This is a genomic window from Halorubrum sp. SD690R (genome assembly GCF_005435035.1).
Lineage (GTDB): Archaea > Halobacteriota > Halobacteria > Halobacteriales > Haloferacaceae > Halorubrum > Halorubrum ezzemoulense.
Genome location: NZ_SGTV01000010.1, coordinates 93,396 through 107,074, shown reverse-complemented (window position 1 = coordinate 107,074; position 13,679 = coordinate 93,396). Strand labels below are relative to the sequence as shown.

Sequence of the window (13,679 nt, the reverse complement as noted above, 5' to 3'; positions counted from 1 at the left end):
TTTAAATACGAGCGCGGGCGGATCACTTCACAGTGAGCGATCCGATCCCGACCGGCTGTCGCCCGGTCGACGAGCTGTTGGGCGGCGGCTTCGAGCGCGGCGTCGTCACGCAGGTGTACGGGCCGCCGGCCGCCGGGAAGACGAACCTCGCGCTCGCGGCCGCGGTGGAGGTCGCGGCCGGCGGCGACCGCGCCCTCTACGTCGACACCGAGGGGCTCTCGATCGATCGGTTCGAGCAGCTGGCCGCGGGCCGCGCCGACGACCCGGACACCGACGAGACGGTCGATTCGATCGCCTCGCGGCTCGTGATCTCCGAGGCGTACGACTTCGACGACCAGCGCGAGGCGGTGCGCGACGCCGAGGAGCTCGCCGAGGAGGTCGAGCTGATCGTGTTGGACTCCGCGACGGGCTTCTACCGGCTGGAGCGCGCCGGTGACACCGAGGGCGGCGAGTCGCTCCGGAAGGTCGCGAAGCAGGTGACGCACCTCCTCTCGTTAGCCCGCCGTCACGACATCGCTGTGATCATCACGAACCAGGTGTTCACCGACCCGGACGGCGACCGCGACCGCGCGCTCGGCGGGAACACCCTCAACCACTGGACCGGGGCCATCCTGCGCGTCGACCGGTACCGCGGTGGGAACCGCCGTGCCACCCTCGAGAAGCACCGGTCGAAGCCGGCCGGCGACACCGCGACCTTCCGGATCGTCGGCGACGGACTCGCCGAGGGCTCGGACGCGTGATCGGCGGGGAAGAATGAGACGCAGCGACGGAAAACGCACGCCGGAGACGGTCCCGTCCCGGCGGTGCGGTCGGGGTTTGTCGACGGCGACGCGAAGCGCGCGTCCGCCGTCGCGGGTCGCTACCGACTTAGAGGTCGCCGAGCTTCCGGAGGAGCTGGCCGCGGTATTCTTCGTCAGCGTTGACGCCCTTGATCTCCAAGACGTTCCGCTCCAGCTTGTCGAGCGCGACGTGGAAGGCGTGTTCGGCGCCGTACCCCTCGCCGGAGCCGCCGACCTGACCCTCGTTGGTGCGGAGGCGGATCTGACACTGGATCAGGGGCGTGCCGCGGAGCTTCTCCTTGTGCGCGTGGAGTCGGACGTGCGCGTGGATGACGTGCATGTCCGCGTACTTGTCGGCGACCTGCTCGATGGACTCAACGATGTGTTCGCGGGAGGTCCCCTCCAACAGGTCGACGTTGGTGATCTGGACGTCCATCGAATCCTGTTCGGTGAACGTGAGCGCGCGCAGCACGTCGGTCTTCGTCACCATCCCGGCGACGGTGTCGACGCCCTCGGGCGTGACGACGAGCCCGGAGACATCGTTGTCGAACATGCGCTCGACGACCGCCTGGGCGGTCTCGGCGTTCCGCGCGGTGACGACGGGGCTCGACATGATGTCGTAGACGGGGATGTCGAGCATCCGGTCGATGTCGCCCGCGCGGTCGCCGCTGCCCTGTCGCTCCTGGTCGCGGACGACGAACTCCACGATGTCGTTCGTGGTGACGACGCCGACGAGGTCGCCGTCGTCGCCGAGGACCGGCAGTCGGGAGACGCCGTTCTCGCGGAGGCGGTTGATGGCGCGCCCGACGCTCTCGGTCTCACCGATGCCGATCACGTCCTCGGTGGCGATCTGGCCGACGGTGATCGCGTCGAGGCTGTCGAGGACGGCCTCGAGGATCTGGTCGACCGTGACGATACCGAAGAGCTTCTCGCCCTCGTAGACGGGCGCGATCTTCACGTCGCCCTCGACGAGGAGCCGGGCGGTCTCGCGGACGTCCTCGTGACGGTCGACGGAGGGCGCCGGCTTCATCACCGCCGACACCTTCGTGTCGTCCTCCATGCGCGAGCGCATGAGCTGTTTCTCCCCGACGACCCCGGCGTACTCGCCGTCCTCGACGACGACGATCCCCTTCGGGTTCTCTCGCTCGAAGATAGAACGGACCTTGGCGAGACGCTCGTCGACGTCGACCTCGACGTATTCCGGCACTGCGATATCAGAGATGTTCATGGTCCGTTCTGAGAGTTCGACGGGACGGGTATTGAAAGTGCGGGAGTTATCGCGCTCGCCGGGGGCGGTCGTCAGCCGCGCGCAATCCGCCTGAAGGTATTTGAGCGTCGACGGCGAAGCGATCCCGTGAGGCTCTCGACCGCGCTGATCGCCGTCGGCGTCGCGCTGATCGTGATCCCGCTCCCGGTACCGATCCCCTTCGTCGGCGTGATCGTCGGTGCGCTGGCGCTGCTCGCCGGGCTCTTCCTCCGGCTCTTCGGCGTCTGAGGCACCGACCGGCCGACGTGTGAAACCTTTTTGCCCGTTACCCACCCACGGCGATGCGTGTACGACGCCGTCGTCTTCGACAACGACGGGGTGTTGGTCGGGCGGACGCCGTTCGACACGCTCCGCGAGGCCGCCTGGGACGCCTTCGTGAGCCTCGGCGTCGAGGACCCGGACCTCGCCCACGTCGACGACGTCGCCGTCGGGGTCGACCCCGCCACCCTGGCCGACATCTGCGAGCGCTACGGCGTCGACCCGGCGGAGTTCTGGCGGGTCAGAGACGAGGTCGCGTCGGCGGCGCAGATCGACGCCGCCCGGGAGGGACAGAAGACGCCGTACGACGACGTGGACGTCGTCCGCGCGCTGGACGCCTCCCTCGGCGTCGTCTCCTCGAACCAGCAGGCGACCGTCGACGCGCTCTTGGACCACTTCGGGCTCGCGGACCACTTCGAGGTCGCGTACGGCCGCGACCCCTCGGTGGCCAGCCTCTCGCGGAAGAAGCCCTCGCCGTACTACATCGAGCGCGCCCTCGAAGACCTCGGCGCCGAGACGGCGCTGTTCGTCGGCGACAACGAGTCGGACGTGCGCGCGGCCGACAACGCGGGAATCGACTCCGCGTTCCTCCGCCGCCCTCACCGCCGGTCGACCGAACTGGACTGCCACCCGACCTACGAGATCGACGACCTCCACGACCTCGTGAGCATCTGCGGGCGAGCGCCGCCCGACGCCGACGGCGGGATCTGATTCGGCGTGTGACTCGCGACGGCCGCGCGATCAAAACGGACATGTGATCGGTCCACGAAGCGCGGGCGATGCCCTCGCCCTCCGCGAGTCAGCCCCTCGACACAGACGCATCGGACGTGCGGTCCGTCGTCGCTCGCTACCGCCGGGCGGAGCGCGCCGTCGGCTGGACCCTCGCGCTGCTCGTCGTCGTCGCGTTTCTCGCGGCGGTCGTCGCCATCTCGTTCTGGCCCGGCGTGGCGGTCGGCGCCGTCATCGTCGTCGCGCTCCGCGTGCCCGTGTTTCGACGGCGCGGCTCGACTCGCCTCCGGACGGACGCGTCGCCCGGAGCGGTCGTCCGGCGGTTCGGGTCGGCGAGACCGCCGAACCTCGCGTTCCAGTGGGGCGTCGCCGACGAGGTCCGGAGCGCCGCCGACACGGCAGCGTCGACCGACGCCGCTACCGACAGAAGCGCGCCCGGGACGGACGCGACCTACGAGTTCTCGTATCTCCTCGGCCTCAAGTCGGTCGAGCTCGACCTCTCCGTCGACGTGAGCGGGAGGGACGCGGTCGACGACGCCGCGGTCGGCGAGAGCGATTCCGACCACCCGCCGGTCGCGACGGTCGAGATAGAGGGGACGGCGGACGGTCGGCCGTGGGCCTCGTACGCGGCGACGGTCCGCGAGACGACCGACGGCGGGACCGTCGTCGACCTCGAACTGCGACCGACGCGCCGGTTCGGCCTCCGGCGGCTCCCGCAGGGGCGGGTCGCCGAGCGGTACTACGCCGAGGCGCTCGCCGCGCAGGGGTACGAGGTCGTCGAGCGGTCGGTGTCGATGACGCGGTGAACCCCGGTAGGACAACGGGACGAGCCGTCACGGTTCACGCGACGAGTTCCGTCTCGGGCGCGTCGACGACGGTCCGGGAGACGCCGTCGGCGTCGTCGGCACCGCGCAGGTCGACGCCGCGAAGGCGGAGCGCGAGCGGCGCGCCGTTCCGGGCCGCGGGCGACCGCGGTCGGAAGGCCGTCTCGACCGCGTCGCCGTCTTCGTCCTCGTGAACGACGACCACGTCGCCGTCCCTGAACTCGGCGCGCCGGACGTCTCGCAGCGGTATCTCCGTCCGCGCGTTCCGGACGGCCGAGACGCAAACCCCGGCGAACCCGGTCACGAGCCCGAACGCGGCGATCCCGCCACCGGTCCCGCCGCTGCCGACCCGCTCCAGTAGCGTCCCGAGCGCGGCGATAGCGGCGGCGACCGCCGACCCCGAAACGTCGCGACCGACGGAAGGCGCTCGGCCGTTCGCGAGGGCCCGGAGCCCCTCGACGCACGTGCGGTCGGGTCGGTTCCGGACGCGCATCTCGCCCGGGGCGACCGCGACGCGTCCCGCGGCCGTCGGGAGCGACCACGCGCCGGTCCGGCTCATGCGGCGTCGGCGCCGACCACCGACGCGACGCGCGAGCGCTGGAGGGCGGGTCGACGACTGTGTAAGGGGGAGGGAAACATGAGCGTCCGTACGGGGGCCGCGCTCGTAACTGCTGGCGTCAACTCACGGCCGCGAGCGCGGCCCCGCCGTCCAGCTCACACGGCGAGAGCCTTTAGTTCCCGTCCCGCGCACGTCGCGACATGGACCTCCCGCCGGTCGGTCTCGGAACGATGGGGATCGACGATCCGGGTGCGGTCGCGACGGCGGTCTCCGTCGGCTACCGCCACCTCGACACCGCTCGGATCTACGACAACGAGGCGGTCGTGGGCGACGGGCTCGCCGCCGGGCTGGCCGACGGCGACCTCGACCGCGGCGACGTGACCGTCGCGACGAAGCTCTGGACAGACGACCTCGCGGCCGGCGCGGTCGCGCCCGCGGCCCGCGAGAGCGCGGACCGGCTCGGCGTCGACGCGATAGACCTGCTGTACGTTCACCGCCCTCGCGGCGACTACGACCCCGAGACGACGCTGCCCGCCATCGACCGCGTGGGCGACGACGGACTCGTGCGGAACGTCGGCGTCTCGAACTTCGAGGTCGCGGACCTCGACCGCGCGATCGAGGTTCTCGGACGGCCGCCCGCGGCCCACCAGACCGAACTCCACCCGCTGTTCCTCCGACCCGAGCTACTCGGTCACGCCCGCGAACACGGGTATCCGGTCGTCGCCTACTCGCCGCTCGCTGGCGGTCGGGTGCGCGAGATCGACGCCGTCGCCGCGGTCGCCGAGGCGCACGACGCGACGCCCGAGGCGGTCGCGATCGCGTGGGCGGCCGCGAAGGAGCCGGTGGTGACGATCCCGAAGGCGTCGAGCGAGGCCCACCTCCGCGCCAACCTCGCGGCGGCCGACCTCGAACTGACCGACGCGGAGGTCGCCGCGATCGGCGCCGTCGAGCGCGAGGAAGAGCTGTTCCCGGAGTAGCTGATCCACATATACGTATAACCTGGGAGTTATGAGAGACTCGATACGCATGATCCCGGTTCACTTTTACCGCGGGGACGACGAGAATCGCTCATGACGGAGATCATCGACGGGGAGGCGGTCGCGGCGGACGTGCGAGACGCGGTCGCCGACGAGGTGTCGCGGCTGTCCGACTCCGGGGTCGAGCCGGGCCTCGCCACGGTGCTGATGAGCGACGACCCCGCCAGCGAGACGTACGTCTCGATGAAGCAGCGCGACTGCGAGGAAGTGGGCATCGAGAGCTTCCATGTCGAGATCGACGCGGACGCGCCCGCCGAGCGGCTGTACGAGACGATCGACGACCTCAACGACCGCGACGACGTTCACGGGATATTGGTCCAGCTCCCGCTCCCGGACCACGTGGACAAGCGGACCGTCCTCCGGCGGATCGCCCCCGAGAAGGACGTTGACGGCTTCCACCCGGAGAACGTCGGCCGCCTCGTCGCGGGCGACGCCCGGTTCAAGCCCTGTACCCCCCACGGCGTCCAGAAGCTGCTCGCCGCCTACGACGTGGAGACGGAGGGCGCGGACGCGGTCGTCGTCGGCCGCTCCGACATCGTCGGCAAGCCGATGGCGAACCTGCTGATACAGAAGTCCCCGACCGGCAACGCGACGACGACCGTCTGCCACTCCCGAACCGAAGACCTAGAGGGGGAACTGGCCGACGCGGACATCGTCGTCGCGGCCGCCGGTATCCCCGAGTTCGTCGACGGCTCAACCCTCAAAGAGGGCGCGACCGTGATCGACGTGGGGATCAACCGCGTCGACGCCGACACCGAGAAGGGGTACGAGCTGGTGGGCGACGTGGACTACGAGTCGGCGGAGGAAGTCGCGGGCGCTATCACGCCGGTCCCCGGCGGCGTCGGGCCGATGACGCGCGCGATGTTGCTGTACAACACGGTGAAGGCGGCCGGACTCCAGCGCGACGTCGAGGTCGACCTCGAGTAGCCGGGGCGGCGACGGACGCGCACGGTCCCGCCGAAACCTCGCGGTCGTCGCTCGGTGGGGCGTCCGCCTACGTCTCGGGTCGCCACCGCCCCCCGATCTCGTCGCGAGGGTAGTCCTGGTACGTACCGTTCAGGAACGTCGTAACGCGTCCGTCCTCCTCGCTGAGCGTGATTCCCCATAGGACGTCGTCGCGGAGCGACGTCTCCAAGGCGCTCATGTGTTTGGTCCCCATCCAGCCGGGGAACTCGAGGCCGTCGACGTCTTCGATCTCGCCGCGAGAGGGGTTCCGGACCCGCACCATCTGTCGCTGAACGGTACCGTCGCCGGTCACGATGACGGCCCCGTCTCGACTGAACGCCACGTCCCGGGCGACCTTCGTGAACGTATCACGCGACTCCGTGACAACGCGGCACCGGTCGACCGGCCACTCGTTGTCGCCGAGGGGGTCGGTGTAGTCGGCGAAGTTCACCTCGGCGACGATGAGGACGTAGAGACTGGGACCGCTCACGTACTGTTCGCCCCAGCCGTCGAATTCCATGCTCAGCGACTCGGCGGTGTACCTGATGTGATCCATCAGCTTCTGGCTCGTCGCGTACTTCCCGAGCACCTCGTCAAGCGCGTCCATGTGCTATATGTACACACGAAACAAACAGTGTTAAACTCTCTCTCGGTGACCCGATCGAACCTACCGGGGCCGTGACGCCGGACTCGCCGCTTCGAGACGCGATCCGACACTCGCATCCCGACCGCCCGCCCGTCGCCGCTCGTTCAGTCGTCGTCTGCCGCGGGGGCCCGGTTCCGGATCTCGATCCGTCCCTCAATCTCGGGGGCGATCCCGTGTTCGCGGGCGTAAGCGGCCAACACCTCGTACTGGATGTCCGCCTCGTCGACCCGATGACGCTGGCCGAGCGTCGGGTACTCGTGTTCGGAGTGGAGCAGGTACTCCGAGACGGCGACCGTGTAGCGCGCGTCCGGGTCGATGGGCTCGCCCCCGACGGTGGCTTCTAAGACCAGTTCGGCGTCGTCGTCCCAGACGACGCGGGCGTTCGAGATGTGGCCGTGCCACCAGTCGTCCTCGCCGAAGTCCACGTCGGGGGCGGCCATCTCGCGGAACACGTCGCTGAGCTCCGCGCCGGTGACCGACGCGAGCGCCACCGGCTCCTCGAACGGGATCAGGCTGATCAGGTCGGCCTTCGTCACGTCGCCCGTCCACGGGTCGCCCTGGCGGAGCCCGCCCGCGTTCGACAGCCCCACGTCGGCGTCGTGGACCCACCGGAACGCGTCCGCGACGAAGTTGCCGACGCGGCACTCCCCGCCGTGGACCACGTCGCCGGACCGCTCTATCGGTCGGTCGACGGTGTCGACGGTCTCGTCGAGGTCGGCCGCGGCCATCCGCTCGGCGAGCGCGTCGGCGAGCCCCGGCGCGGGGTCGGCCCCGTCGGGCTCGTGGAGCGTCGCGGTCGGCGGCTCGGAATCGAGGTCGATCTCGGCCACCGCCTCGCCGTTGACACCGGGTCGGACGAGCAGGGTATCGTCGACGACCTCGTTCCGACGGCTGTGGACGTGGCCGCCGGCGATCGCGTCGACGTCGAGCTCGCGGGCGAGGTCGTCGTCGCCCGCGCCGAGGTGCGAGAGGACGACAACGTGATTGAGGCCCTCGTCGCCGCCCCCGCCTCTCTCGCGCTCGGCGACCGCGGCGCGCATCTCGGCCAGCGCGTCGCGCGCGGCCGAGACGGGGTCGTCGAACGAGAGGTCGGCGGCCATGGGGTTAAGCGAGTCCGTCGCGGGGTCGGTGACGCCGACGAACCCGACCGTCTCGCCGTCGACCTCGCGGGTTGCCCACGGGACGACGCCCTCGTCGCGGCCGAACGGCTCGCCGGCCTCGCCGCGGACGTTCGCGGAGACGAACGTCGCGGGCGAGTCGGCGACGAGGCCGCGGAGCGGGTCGGGACCGTAGTCGAACTCGTGGTTGCCGAACGTGTCGAGGGCGGTGTCAGTCACCTCGTAGAAGTCGAGGACCTGCCTGCCCGTCGCGACCAGCGAGAGGACGCCCGGCGCGGTCGTGTCGCCGGTGCCGACGACCGCGGCGTCGGGGCCCGAGAGCGCTCGGATCCGGCCGGCGAGGCGCGCCGCTCGCTCGGGGGCGTCGAAGACGTTCTCGATGTCGGAGTAGTGAACGAGGCGGACCATTCGTCGAGTCGACTGAGGGGCGAGCGACGCATAAAAAGCGCGGAGTGTCGCCGGGTCCGCCGCAGGCGGTGCGACGGCGACCGCGGTACGGCCGGTCCTGCCCGCGATCTCGCCCCGTGACTCCCGCTCGCACACGCGCGAGACATTGAAAGCGCTTTTATGGATGTCCTGACTACCACGGGGCACAGCCTCTGTGGGGTTGATGATGTGCCGTTCCGTTAGGGACCGACCACGGGACGGGCACGCGAGCCCGCACGGAGGATAGGTGAACAACATATGCCCGTTTACGTAGACTACGACACCCCGGCGGACCTCGCGGAGCGATCCCTCGAAGCGCTCGAGGTCGCCCGAGACACCGGTACCGTGAAGAAAGGAACCAACGAGACCACCAAGGCCGTCGAGCGCGGCAACGCCGACCTCGTCATCGTCGCCGAGGACGTCTCCCCCGAGGAGATTGTGATGCACCTCCCCGAGCTCGCCGAGGAGAAGGGGATCCCCGTCGCCTTCGTCGACACGCAGGACGAGGTCGGGCAGGCCGCCGGCCTCGAGGTCGGCTCGGCCGCCGCCGCCGTCGTCGACGCCGGCGACGCCGACGACGACGTCGAGGACATCGGCGAGAAGGTCGCGGAGCTCCGATAACCTCCCATGAGCGCAGAAGAGGGCACCGGCGACTCGACGACCGCGGAGGTCATCGAGGTCGTCGGCAAGACCGGGATGCACGGCGAGGCCATGCAGGTCAAGTGCCGCATCCAAGAGGGATCGAACCAGGGCCGGATCATCACCCGGAACGTCCTGGGTCCCGTCCGTCTGGGCGACGTGCTCCAGCTGCGGGAGACCCAGCGCGACGCCGACTCCATCGGAGGCCGATAACCAATGGTCGAGACACGCACCTGCGATTACAGCGGTGAGGAGATCGAGCCCGGCACGGGCACGATGTACGTGAAGAAGGACGGACAGATCCTCCACTTCGTCGACTCGAAGGCGGAGAAGAACTACTTCCTCGGCCGCGAGGCGCGCGACGTCGAGTGGACCGAGGAGGGTCACCGGGCCGGAGGCGACGAGCAGTGAGCCACCACGACGAGCGCACCTTCGTGATGGTGAAGCCCGACGGCGTCCAGCGCGGTCTCATCGGCGAGATCGTCTCCCGCTTCGAGGAGCGCGGGCTCAAGCTCGTCGCCGGGAAGTTCGTCCAGCTCGACGAGGATCTCGCGAAGAACCATTACGGTGAACACGAGGACAAGCCGTTCTTCGACGGCCTCGTCGAGTTCATTACCTCCGGCCCCGTCTTCGCGATGGTGTGGGAGGGCGCGGACGCGACCCGGCAGGTCCGCGCGATGGTCGGCGAGACCGACCCCGCCGAGTCCGCCCCGGGCACGATCCGCGGCGACTTCGGCTTAGACCTCGGCCACAACGTGATCCACGCGTCGGACCACGAGGGCGAGGGCGCGAACGAGCGCGAGATCGACCTGTTCTTCGACGACGAGGAGCTCGTCGACTACGACCTCGACACCGCCGCGTGGGTGTACGAGGACGAATCTCACTGACGCGGCTGCTCGCGGAGCGTCTACCGTTTCTCCGCTGTCCGATCCCGCACAGAGCTACCGCTCACGCGACACACCGCGTTTCCGGTGAATATTCGCGCTGAGCGCGGCGCAGTCGGTTGGTTTTGCTCTGCCTTGCCGGCATAAACTGTCGCCGAGCGCCGCTCCCGGAATCACGTGTCGACCGCGATCGCGGTCCCGTCGTCCGCGACGACGATCACCTCGTCACCGCCGTCGCCGGTGACGTCGGCGAACAGGGGACCGCCGTACGCGACGACCTCGGCGGGACCGCCCCGGGCGGTCACCTCGCCCTGTTGGGTCATCGCGAGGGCCTCGCCGTCGCGGTTGACCACCACGGGCGCGAGTTCGCCGTTGCCGTCGACGTCGCCCATGCGCGGCTCGTTGATCCGGGTCGAGGCACCGTACTGCTGTTTCCAGACGACCTCGCCGTCGAGGAGGTCGACGGCCCAGACGCTCCCGGAGCCGCCGACGTACACCCGTCCGGGGTCCGCATCGCCGATCGCGACCGGGAGATCCTGAAGGCCGACCTCGTACCGGTCCGAGCCGTCGCTCGTCTCCAGCGTCTCGATGTTCCCGTTGGCGCCGCCGAGCGCGAGCACTGGCCCGTCCCGGCTGTCCGCTGCGTTCCAGCTCAGCGGATTCACGGTCGGCTCGGTCGTCCATCGCGTCCCGCCGCTCGCGTCGAGCATGTGGACCGTCGCGGGGGCGCCCGCGGTCGTCAGCACCGCGAGTCCGCCCCGCTCGTCGGCCTCAGCGTCCGGTTCGACGATGAGCGGTCGGCGGCTGATCTCGCCCACCAGCGAGGCCTCGGCGACCGAGTCGCCCGCGGCGTCGACGACGCGAACGCCCCCGTCGGTCGTGACCGCGGCCACCTCCCGACTTCCGTCGCCGGTGAGGTCGCCGATCGCGGGGCGGACCCCGCTCGGACCGCCGAGGTCGACCGCGAACCGCTCCGTCCCGTCGGCGGCGTCGAGGACGACGAGCTCCCCCGGCGCCGTCGTGAGCGCGACGACCGGGTCGCCGGCGAGGGTGCCCGCGGTGAGCCCGCTGACGCCGACCGGGCCGTTGCCGTCGGAGCCGTTCGTGTCGCCGGCGTCCCCGCCGCCGCGCTCCGCGTCCGGGCCGGAGACCGGGACCGACCAAGGCGTCTCGTTGGTCCCGACGGCTGTCGCGCGGACGACCCGCGACCCGTCCTCGGCCGCGGGGCGGAAGAGGAGCGGCTCGCCGTCGACGGTCGCGACCGCCGCGCCGCTGCCGTCGTCGCCGGGCGCCGGCCCGGACTCCCAGACGATTGTCGTCTCGGTGGTGGCGTCGTCGACGCCGACGAACGCGAACAGCGCCACGCCCACCCCGGTCGCGCCGCCGGCCAGCAGGATCAGCGTCGCGAACAGGACGCGTCGGTCCATTTGAACCCCCTTCGGGCGTCGCCGTGAAACGGTTGTCGGATGCGATCCCCTCGCCCTTGGCGTCCCGGTGCCTCCCGATCTCGGCGGCTTGGAGCCCCTCGCGCTACAGGAGCGTCGCCACGTGGTCGTCGTGCGACGCGCCGACGAGGTCGCGCAGCGCCGCCGGGTCGCGCTCGCCGTCGGCGTTGACGAGGTAGGCGACGCCGTCACGGTCGCCGTAGACGCCGTGGAGATCGTACACGAAGCCGTACACGGTCGCGTCGGCCGCCTCGTCGCTGCCGCGGGCGAACGCGACCTGCTCGTGAACGTTGTACTCGACGAGCCGGTCGCGGACCGAGACACCGGCATCGCTCTCGGCGTCCTCGTCGGTCGTGCCGTCGACCGCCTCGCCGTCACCCTCGCCGACGACGGCCGGGTCGTCGAGCCCGGCCTCGACGATCGGCAGCAGCGCCTCGACGGCGGCGCGGACGCCCGGTTCGGCCGGGAACTCGCCGGTGCGCGCCGCCGCGAGCGCGGCGCCGACCGCGCCGCACCCGGTGTGGCCGACCACGGCGAGGACCTCGGTGTGGGTGTGCCGGAGCGGGTACGCCACGCTCCCGTCGAGGACGCGCTCGCCGTCAACGAGCGCGCTCACGCTGTTGCCGATGGCGCCGGAGGTGAAGAGGAACCCCGGCTCGTCGACGGCGAACATCCCCTCCTGTGACACGCGCGAGTCGGAACAGCAGACGGAGACCACGCCGGGGCGCTGGCCGTCGCGGTGGCTGTCGAAAACGTCGGGAGGGAGAGCGGCGACGTGGTCGTCGTTGCGGCCGAAGAGGTCGGCGAGTATCCGGCGGTCCATACCGTCCCGCCCGGCCGCGGGCACAAAAAACGCCGTGGCGCGGGGGGGCTTCTGACGGAGTCTTCCTGCCCGAACAGCCGGGACGGGTCAGGCGACGAGCCCGACCGCGGAGACCAGGATTCCGACGACGAACACCGCGAGGAGCGCGATCGTCGCGAGCACCACCGCGGGCGCGAGCGCCTCCTCGTTCTCGTCGACGACGAAGTCTTCCAAGCTCTGCATATCCGAGCCGTCGTCGCCGCGGGGTTTGAACGCTTCGACCGAGGCTCCGCTACCGGTCGAACCAGTCCGTCACCGGCCGAACCCGTCCGGTACCGGCCGAGTCACGCGGGGTCGTGACCGCTGCCGACGCGTCGGTGTCGTCGCGGCCGCTCCCTCGTCGCTCCGCTCGGTCATTCGTCGACCGCCCGGCTGCCGCGTTCGGGAACCGGCCGCCGACGTGTTTTTGTGCGTCGGGCGTGGCGGATCTGCCAAGATGCCACGCGAACAGTACCAGACGAAGCTCGAAGACCTCCGCGACGACGTCCTCTACATGAGCGAGGTCGTCGCCGAGCGCCTGCGGATGGGGCTCGACGCGCTCGAACAGCAGGACGAGGAGTTGGGCGAAGAGGTGATCGCCGGCGACGCCGAGATCAACGACCTCTACCTCGAACTGGAGGGACAGTGTACGGACCTCATCGCGCTCCAGCAGCCGGTGGCCGGGGACCTGCGGTTCATCGCGGCCTCGTTCAAGATCATCACCGACCTCGAACGGATCGCAGACCTGGCGACGAACCTCGGCGAGTACGCCAAACGGGCCGACCGCGAGGTGTTCCCCGACGTCGACGTCCAGCGCATCGGCGACGACACGCTGGCGATGCTGGACGAGGCGATGGACGCGTACGCGGAGTCGGACGCAGAGCGCTGCTACGCCGTCGCCGAGTCGGACGACGAAGTCGACGCCGCCTGCGAGGCCGCGAGCGACCTCGTCGTCCGCGACCTCATCGAGCGCGACGAGCTCCGCGAAGACGAGGACGTGGAGGGTACCATGCAGAACGTCTCGCGGCTGCTCCTCACGATCCGCGACCTCGAACGGGTCGGCGACCACGCGGTCAACATCGCCGCCCGGTCGTTGTACATGATCGAGAACGACGACGAACTGCTGTACTGACCGAGATCACTCGGTCTGGGGACGCCCACCACGTACCGTCGCCCGCCCGCTGAGAACGCGTCGCCGAGCGGGACGCTCTCCCTGTGCTGTGTCCTTCCGGATCGAGACGAAACAGGCGTGGCTCTCGGCGCCGTCGCGTGGGCGGCCGCG

Annotated in this window: 18 protein-coding genes; 11 read left to right on the top strand and 7 right to left on the bottom strand. The window is 70.3% G+C overall.

What is annotated here, in order from left to right:
- Positions 1-32: 32 nt before the first annotated feature.
- The gene (radB, locus tag EXE41_RS08385; protein ID WP_086219108.1) at positions 33-740 is read left to right on the top strand and encodes a DNA repair and recombination protein RadB; all 708 of its coding nucleotides are present in this window, start codon (positions 33-35) and stop codon (positions 738-740) included.
- Positions 741-867: 127 nt separating this feature from the next.
- Here radB and EXE41_RS08380 read toward each other — a convergent pair whose 3' ends face one another.
- Positions 868-2,007, bottom strand: coding sequence for a CBS domain-containing protein (locus EXE41_RS08380; protein WP_049930836.1), 1,140 nt, complete (start codon positions 2,005-2,007; stop codon positions 868-870).
- 126 nt (positions 2,008-2,133) lie between these two features.
- Here EXE41_RS08380 and EXE41_RS19270 point away from each other — a divergent pair, with 126 nt between their 5' ends.
- From EXE41_RS19270 to EXE41_RS08370, 3 genes are all read left to right on the top strand, one after another.
- Positions 2,134-2,274, top strand: a complete 141-nt coding sequence (locus EXE41_RS19270; RefSeq protein WP_169514831.1) for a hypothetical protein — start codon at positions 2,134-2,136, stop codon at positions 2,272-2,274.
- A 57-nt stretch (positions 2,275-2,331) separates the two neighbouring features.
- Positions 2,332-3,015: an HAD family hydrolase gene (locus tag EXE41_RS08375; protein WP_049930835.1), complete on the top strand. Its 684-nt coding sequence runs from the start codon at positions 2,332-2,334 to the stop codon at positions 3,013-3,015.
- Between the two features lie 68 nt (positions 3,016-3,083).
- Positions 3,084-3,839 (top strand): hypothetical protein, encoded by a 756-nt coding sequence (locus tag EXE41_RS08370; protein ID WP_049930833.1) that lies wholly within the window; start codon positions 3,084-3,086, stop codon positions 3,837-3,839.
- 34 nt (positions 3,840-3,873) lie between these two features.
- Here the strand turns inward: EXE41_RS08370 and EXE41_RS08365 are convergent, their stop codons facing one another.
- Complete coding sequence (locus tag EXE41_RS08365) at positions 3,874-4,416, bottom strand: hypothetical protein (protein WP_137690745.1); 543 nt, start codon at positions 4,414-4,416, stop codon at positions 3,874-3,876.
- Positions 4,417-4,616: 200 nt separating this feature from the next.
- Between EXE41_RS08365 and EXE41_RS08360 the strand changes: the two genes are divergently transcribed.
- Complete coding sequence (locus tag EXE41_RS08360; protein WP_137690744.1) at positions 4,617-5,393, top strand: aldo/keto reductase; 777 nt, start codon at positions 4,617-4,619, stop codon at positions 5,391-5,393.
- Positions 5,394-5,486: 93 nt separating this feature from the next.
- Positions 5,487-6,380: a tetrahydrofolate dehydrogenase/cyclohydrolase catalytic domain-containing protein gene (locus EXE41_RS08355; protein WP_137690743.1), complete on the top strand. Its 894-nt coding sequence runs from the start codon at positions 5,487-5,489 to the stop codon at positions 6,378-6,380.
- 67 nt (positions 6,381-6,447) lie between these two features.
- On the opposite strand, the gene EXE41_RS08350 is transcribed toward EXE41_RS08355, so the two are convergent.
- Positions 6,448-7,005 carry a diadenylate cyclase gene (locus EXE41_RS08350; RefSeq protein WP_049930827.1) on the bottom strand — a complete coding sequence of 186 codons (558 nt, stop codon included), beginning with the start codon at positions 7,003-7,005 and terminating at the stop codon, positions 6,448-6,450.
- A 143-nt stretch (positions 7,006-7,148) separates the two neighbouring features.
- Positions 7,149-8,570 (bottom strand): bifunctional UDP-sugar hydrolase/5'-nucleotidase, encoded by a 1,422-nt coding sequence (locus tag EXE41_RS08345; RefSeq protein WP_137690742.1) that lies wholly within the window; start codon positions 8,568-8,570, stop codon positions 7,149-7,151.
- Positions 8,571-8,846: 276 nt separating this feature from the next.
- Here EXE41_RS08345 and rpl7ae point away from each other — a divergent pair, with 276 nt between their 5' ends.
- The 4 genes from rpl7ae to ndk are packed head-to-tail and all read left to right on the top strand — an operon-like array spanning position 8,847 to position 10,114.
- Positions 8,847-9,209 (top strand): 50S ribosomal protein L7Ae, encoded by a 363-nt coding sequence (gene rpl7ae, locus EXE41_RS08340; RefSeq protein ID WP_006112392.1) that lies wholly within the window; start codon positions 8,847-8,849, stop codon positions 9,207-9,209.
- 6 nt (positions 9,210-9,215) lie between these two features.
- Complete coding sequence (locus EXE41_RS08335) at positions 9,216-9,440, top strand: 30S ribosomal protein S28e (protein WP_004595321.1); 225 nt, start codon at positions 9,216-9,218, stop codon at positions 9,438-9,440.
- A 3-nt stretch (positions 9,441-9,443) separates the two neighbouring features.
- The gene (locus tag EXE41_RS08330) at positions 9,444-9,638 is read left to right on the top strand and encodes a 50S ribosomal protein L24e (RefSeq protein ID WP_049930824.1); all 195 of its coding nucleotides are present in this window, start codon (positions 9,444-9,446) and stop codon (positions 9,636-9,638) included.
- Positions 9,635-10,114 (top strand): nucleoside-diphosphate kinase, encoded by a 480-nt coding sequence (ndk, locus tag EXE41_RS08325; RefSeq protein ID WP_137690741.1) that lies wholly within the window; start codon positions 9,635-9,637, stop codon positions 10,112-10,114. The genes EXE41_RS08330 and ndk overlap by 4 nt, the downstream gene beginning before the upstream one ends.
- Before the next feature lie 170 nt (positions 10,115-10,284).
- On the opposite strand, the gene EXE41_RS08320 is transcribed toward ndk, so the two are convergent.
- From EXE41_RS08320 to EXE41_RS19900, 3 genes are all read right to left on the bottom strand, one after another.
- On the bottom strand, positions 10,285-11,538 hold the full coding sequence (locus tag EXE41_RS08320; protein ID WP_137690740.1) for a PQQ-binding-like beta-propeller repeat protein: 1,254 nt from the start codon (positions 11,536-11,538) through the stop codon (positions 10,285-10,287).
- 103 nt (positions 11,539-11,641) lie between these two features.
- Positions 11,642-12,379, bottom strand: coding sequence for a carbonic anhydrase (locus EXE41_RS08315; RefSeq protein WP_137690739.1), 738 nt, complete (start codon positions 12,377-12,379; stop codon positions 11,642-11,644).
- 87 nt (positions 12,380-12,466) lie between these two features.
- Positions 12,467-12,601 carry a hypothetical protein gene (locus EXE41_RS19900; RefSeq protein ID WP_254921774.1) on the bottom strand — a complete coding sequence of 45 codons (135 nt, stop codon included), beginning with the start codon at positions 12,599-12,601 and terminating at the stop codon, positions 12,467-12,469.
- Between the two features lie 253 nt (positions 12,602-12,854).
- Between EXE41_RS19900 and phoU the strand changes: the two genes are divergently transcribed.
- Positions 12,855-13,529 carry a phosphate signaling complex protein PhoU gene (gene phoU, locus EXE41_RS08310; protein ID WP_049930819.1) on the top strand — a complete coding sequence of 225 codons (675 nt, stop codon included), beginning with the start codon at positions 12,855-12,857 and terminating at the stop codon, positions 13,527-13,529.
- The last annotated feature ends 150 nt before the right edge of the window (positions 13,530-13,679 follow it).

Bases quoted from the DNA above. Each gene is read 5' to 3' on its own strand.
- EXE41_RS08330 (WP_049930824.1), top strand. From the start codon at position 9,444: ATGGTCGAGACACGCACCTGCGATTACAGCGGTGAGGAGATCGAGCCC.
- EXE41_RS08365 (WP_137690745.1), bottom strand. From the start codon at position 4,416: ATGAGCCGGACCGGCGCGTGGTCGCTCCCGACGGCCGCGGGACGCGTC.
- EXE41_RS08370 (WP_049930833.1), top strand. From the start codon at position 3,084: ATGCCCTCGCCCTCCGCGAGTCAGCCCCTCGACACAGACGCATCGGAC.
- EXE41_RS08380 (WP_049930836.1), bottom strand. From the start codon at position 2,007: ATGAACATCTCTGATATCGCAGTGCCGGAATACGTCGAGGTCGACGTC.
- EXE41_RS08345 (WP_137690742.1), bottom strand. From the start codon at position 8,570: ATGGTCCGCCTCGTTCACTACTCCGACATCGAGAACGTCTTCGACGCC.
- EXE41_RS08320 (WP_137690740.1), bottom strand. From the start codon at position 11,538: ATGGACCGACGCGTCCTGTTCGCGACGCTGATCCTGCTGGCCGGCGGC.
- EXE41_RS08360 (WP_137690744.1), top strand. From the start codon at position 4,617: ATGGACCTCCCGCCGGTCGGTCTCGGAACGATGGGGATCGACGATCCG.
- EXE41_RS08350 (WP_049930827.1), bottom strand. From the start codon at position 7,005: ATGGACGCGCTTGACGAGGTGCTCGGGAAGTACGCGACGAGCCAGAAG.
- EXE41_RS08335 (WP_004595321.1), top strand. From the start codon at position 9,216: ATGAGCGCAGAAGAGGGCACCGGCGACTCGACGACCGCGGAGGTCATC.
- EXE41_RS08355 (WP_137690743.1), top strand. From the start codon at position 5,487: ATGACGGAGATCATCGACGGGGAGGCGGTCGCGGCGGACGTGCGAGAC.
- EXE41_RS08315 (WP_137690739.1), bottom strand. From the start codon at position 12,379: ATGGACCGCCGGATACTCGCCGACCTCTTCGGCCGCAACGACGACCAC.
- phoU (WP_049930819.1), top strand. From the start codon at position 12,855: ATGCCACGCGAACAGTACCAGACGAAGCTCGAAGACCTCCGCGACGAC.
- EXE41_RS19900 (WP_254921774.1), bottom strand. From the start codon at position 12,601: ATGCAGAGCTTGGAAGACTTCGTCGTCGACGAGAACGAGGAGGCGCTC.
- rpl7ae (WP_006112392.1), top strand. From the start codon at position 8,847: ATGCCCGTTTACGTAGACTACGACACCCCGGCGGACCTCGCGGAGCGA.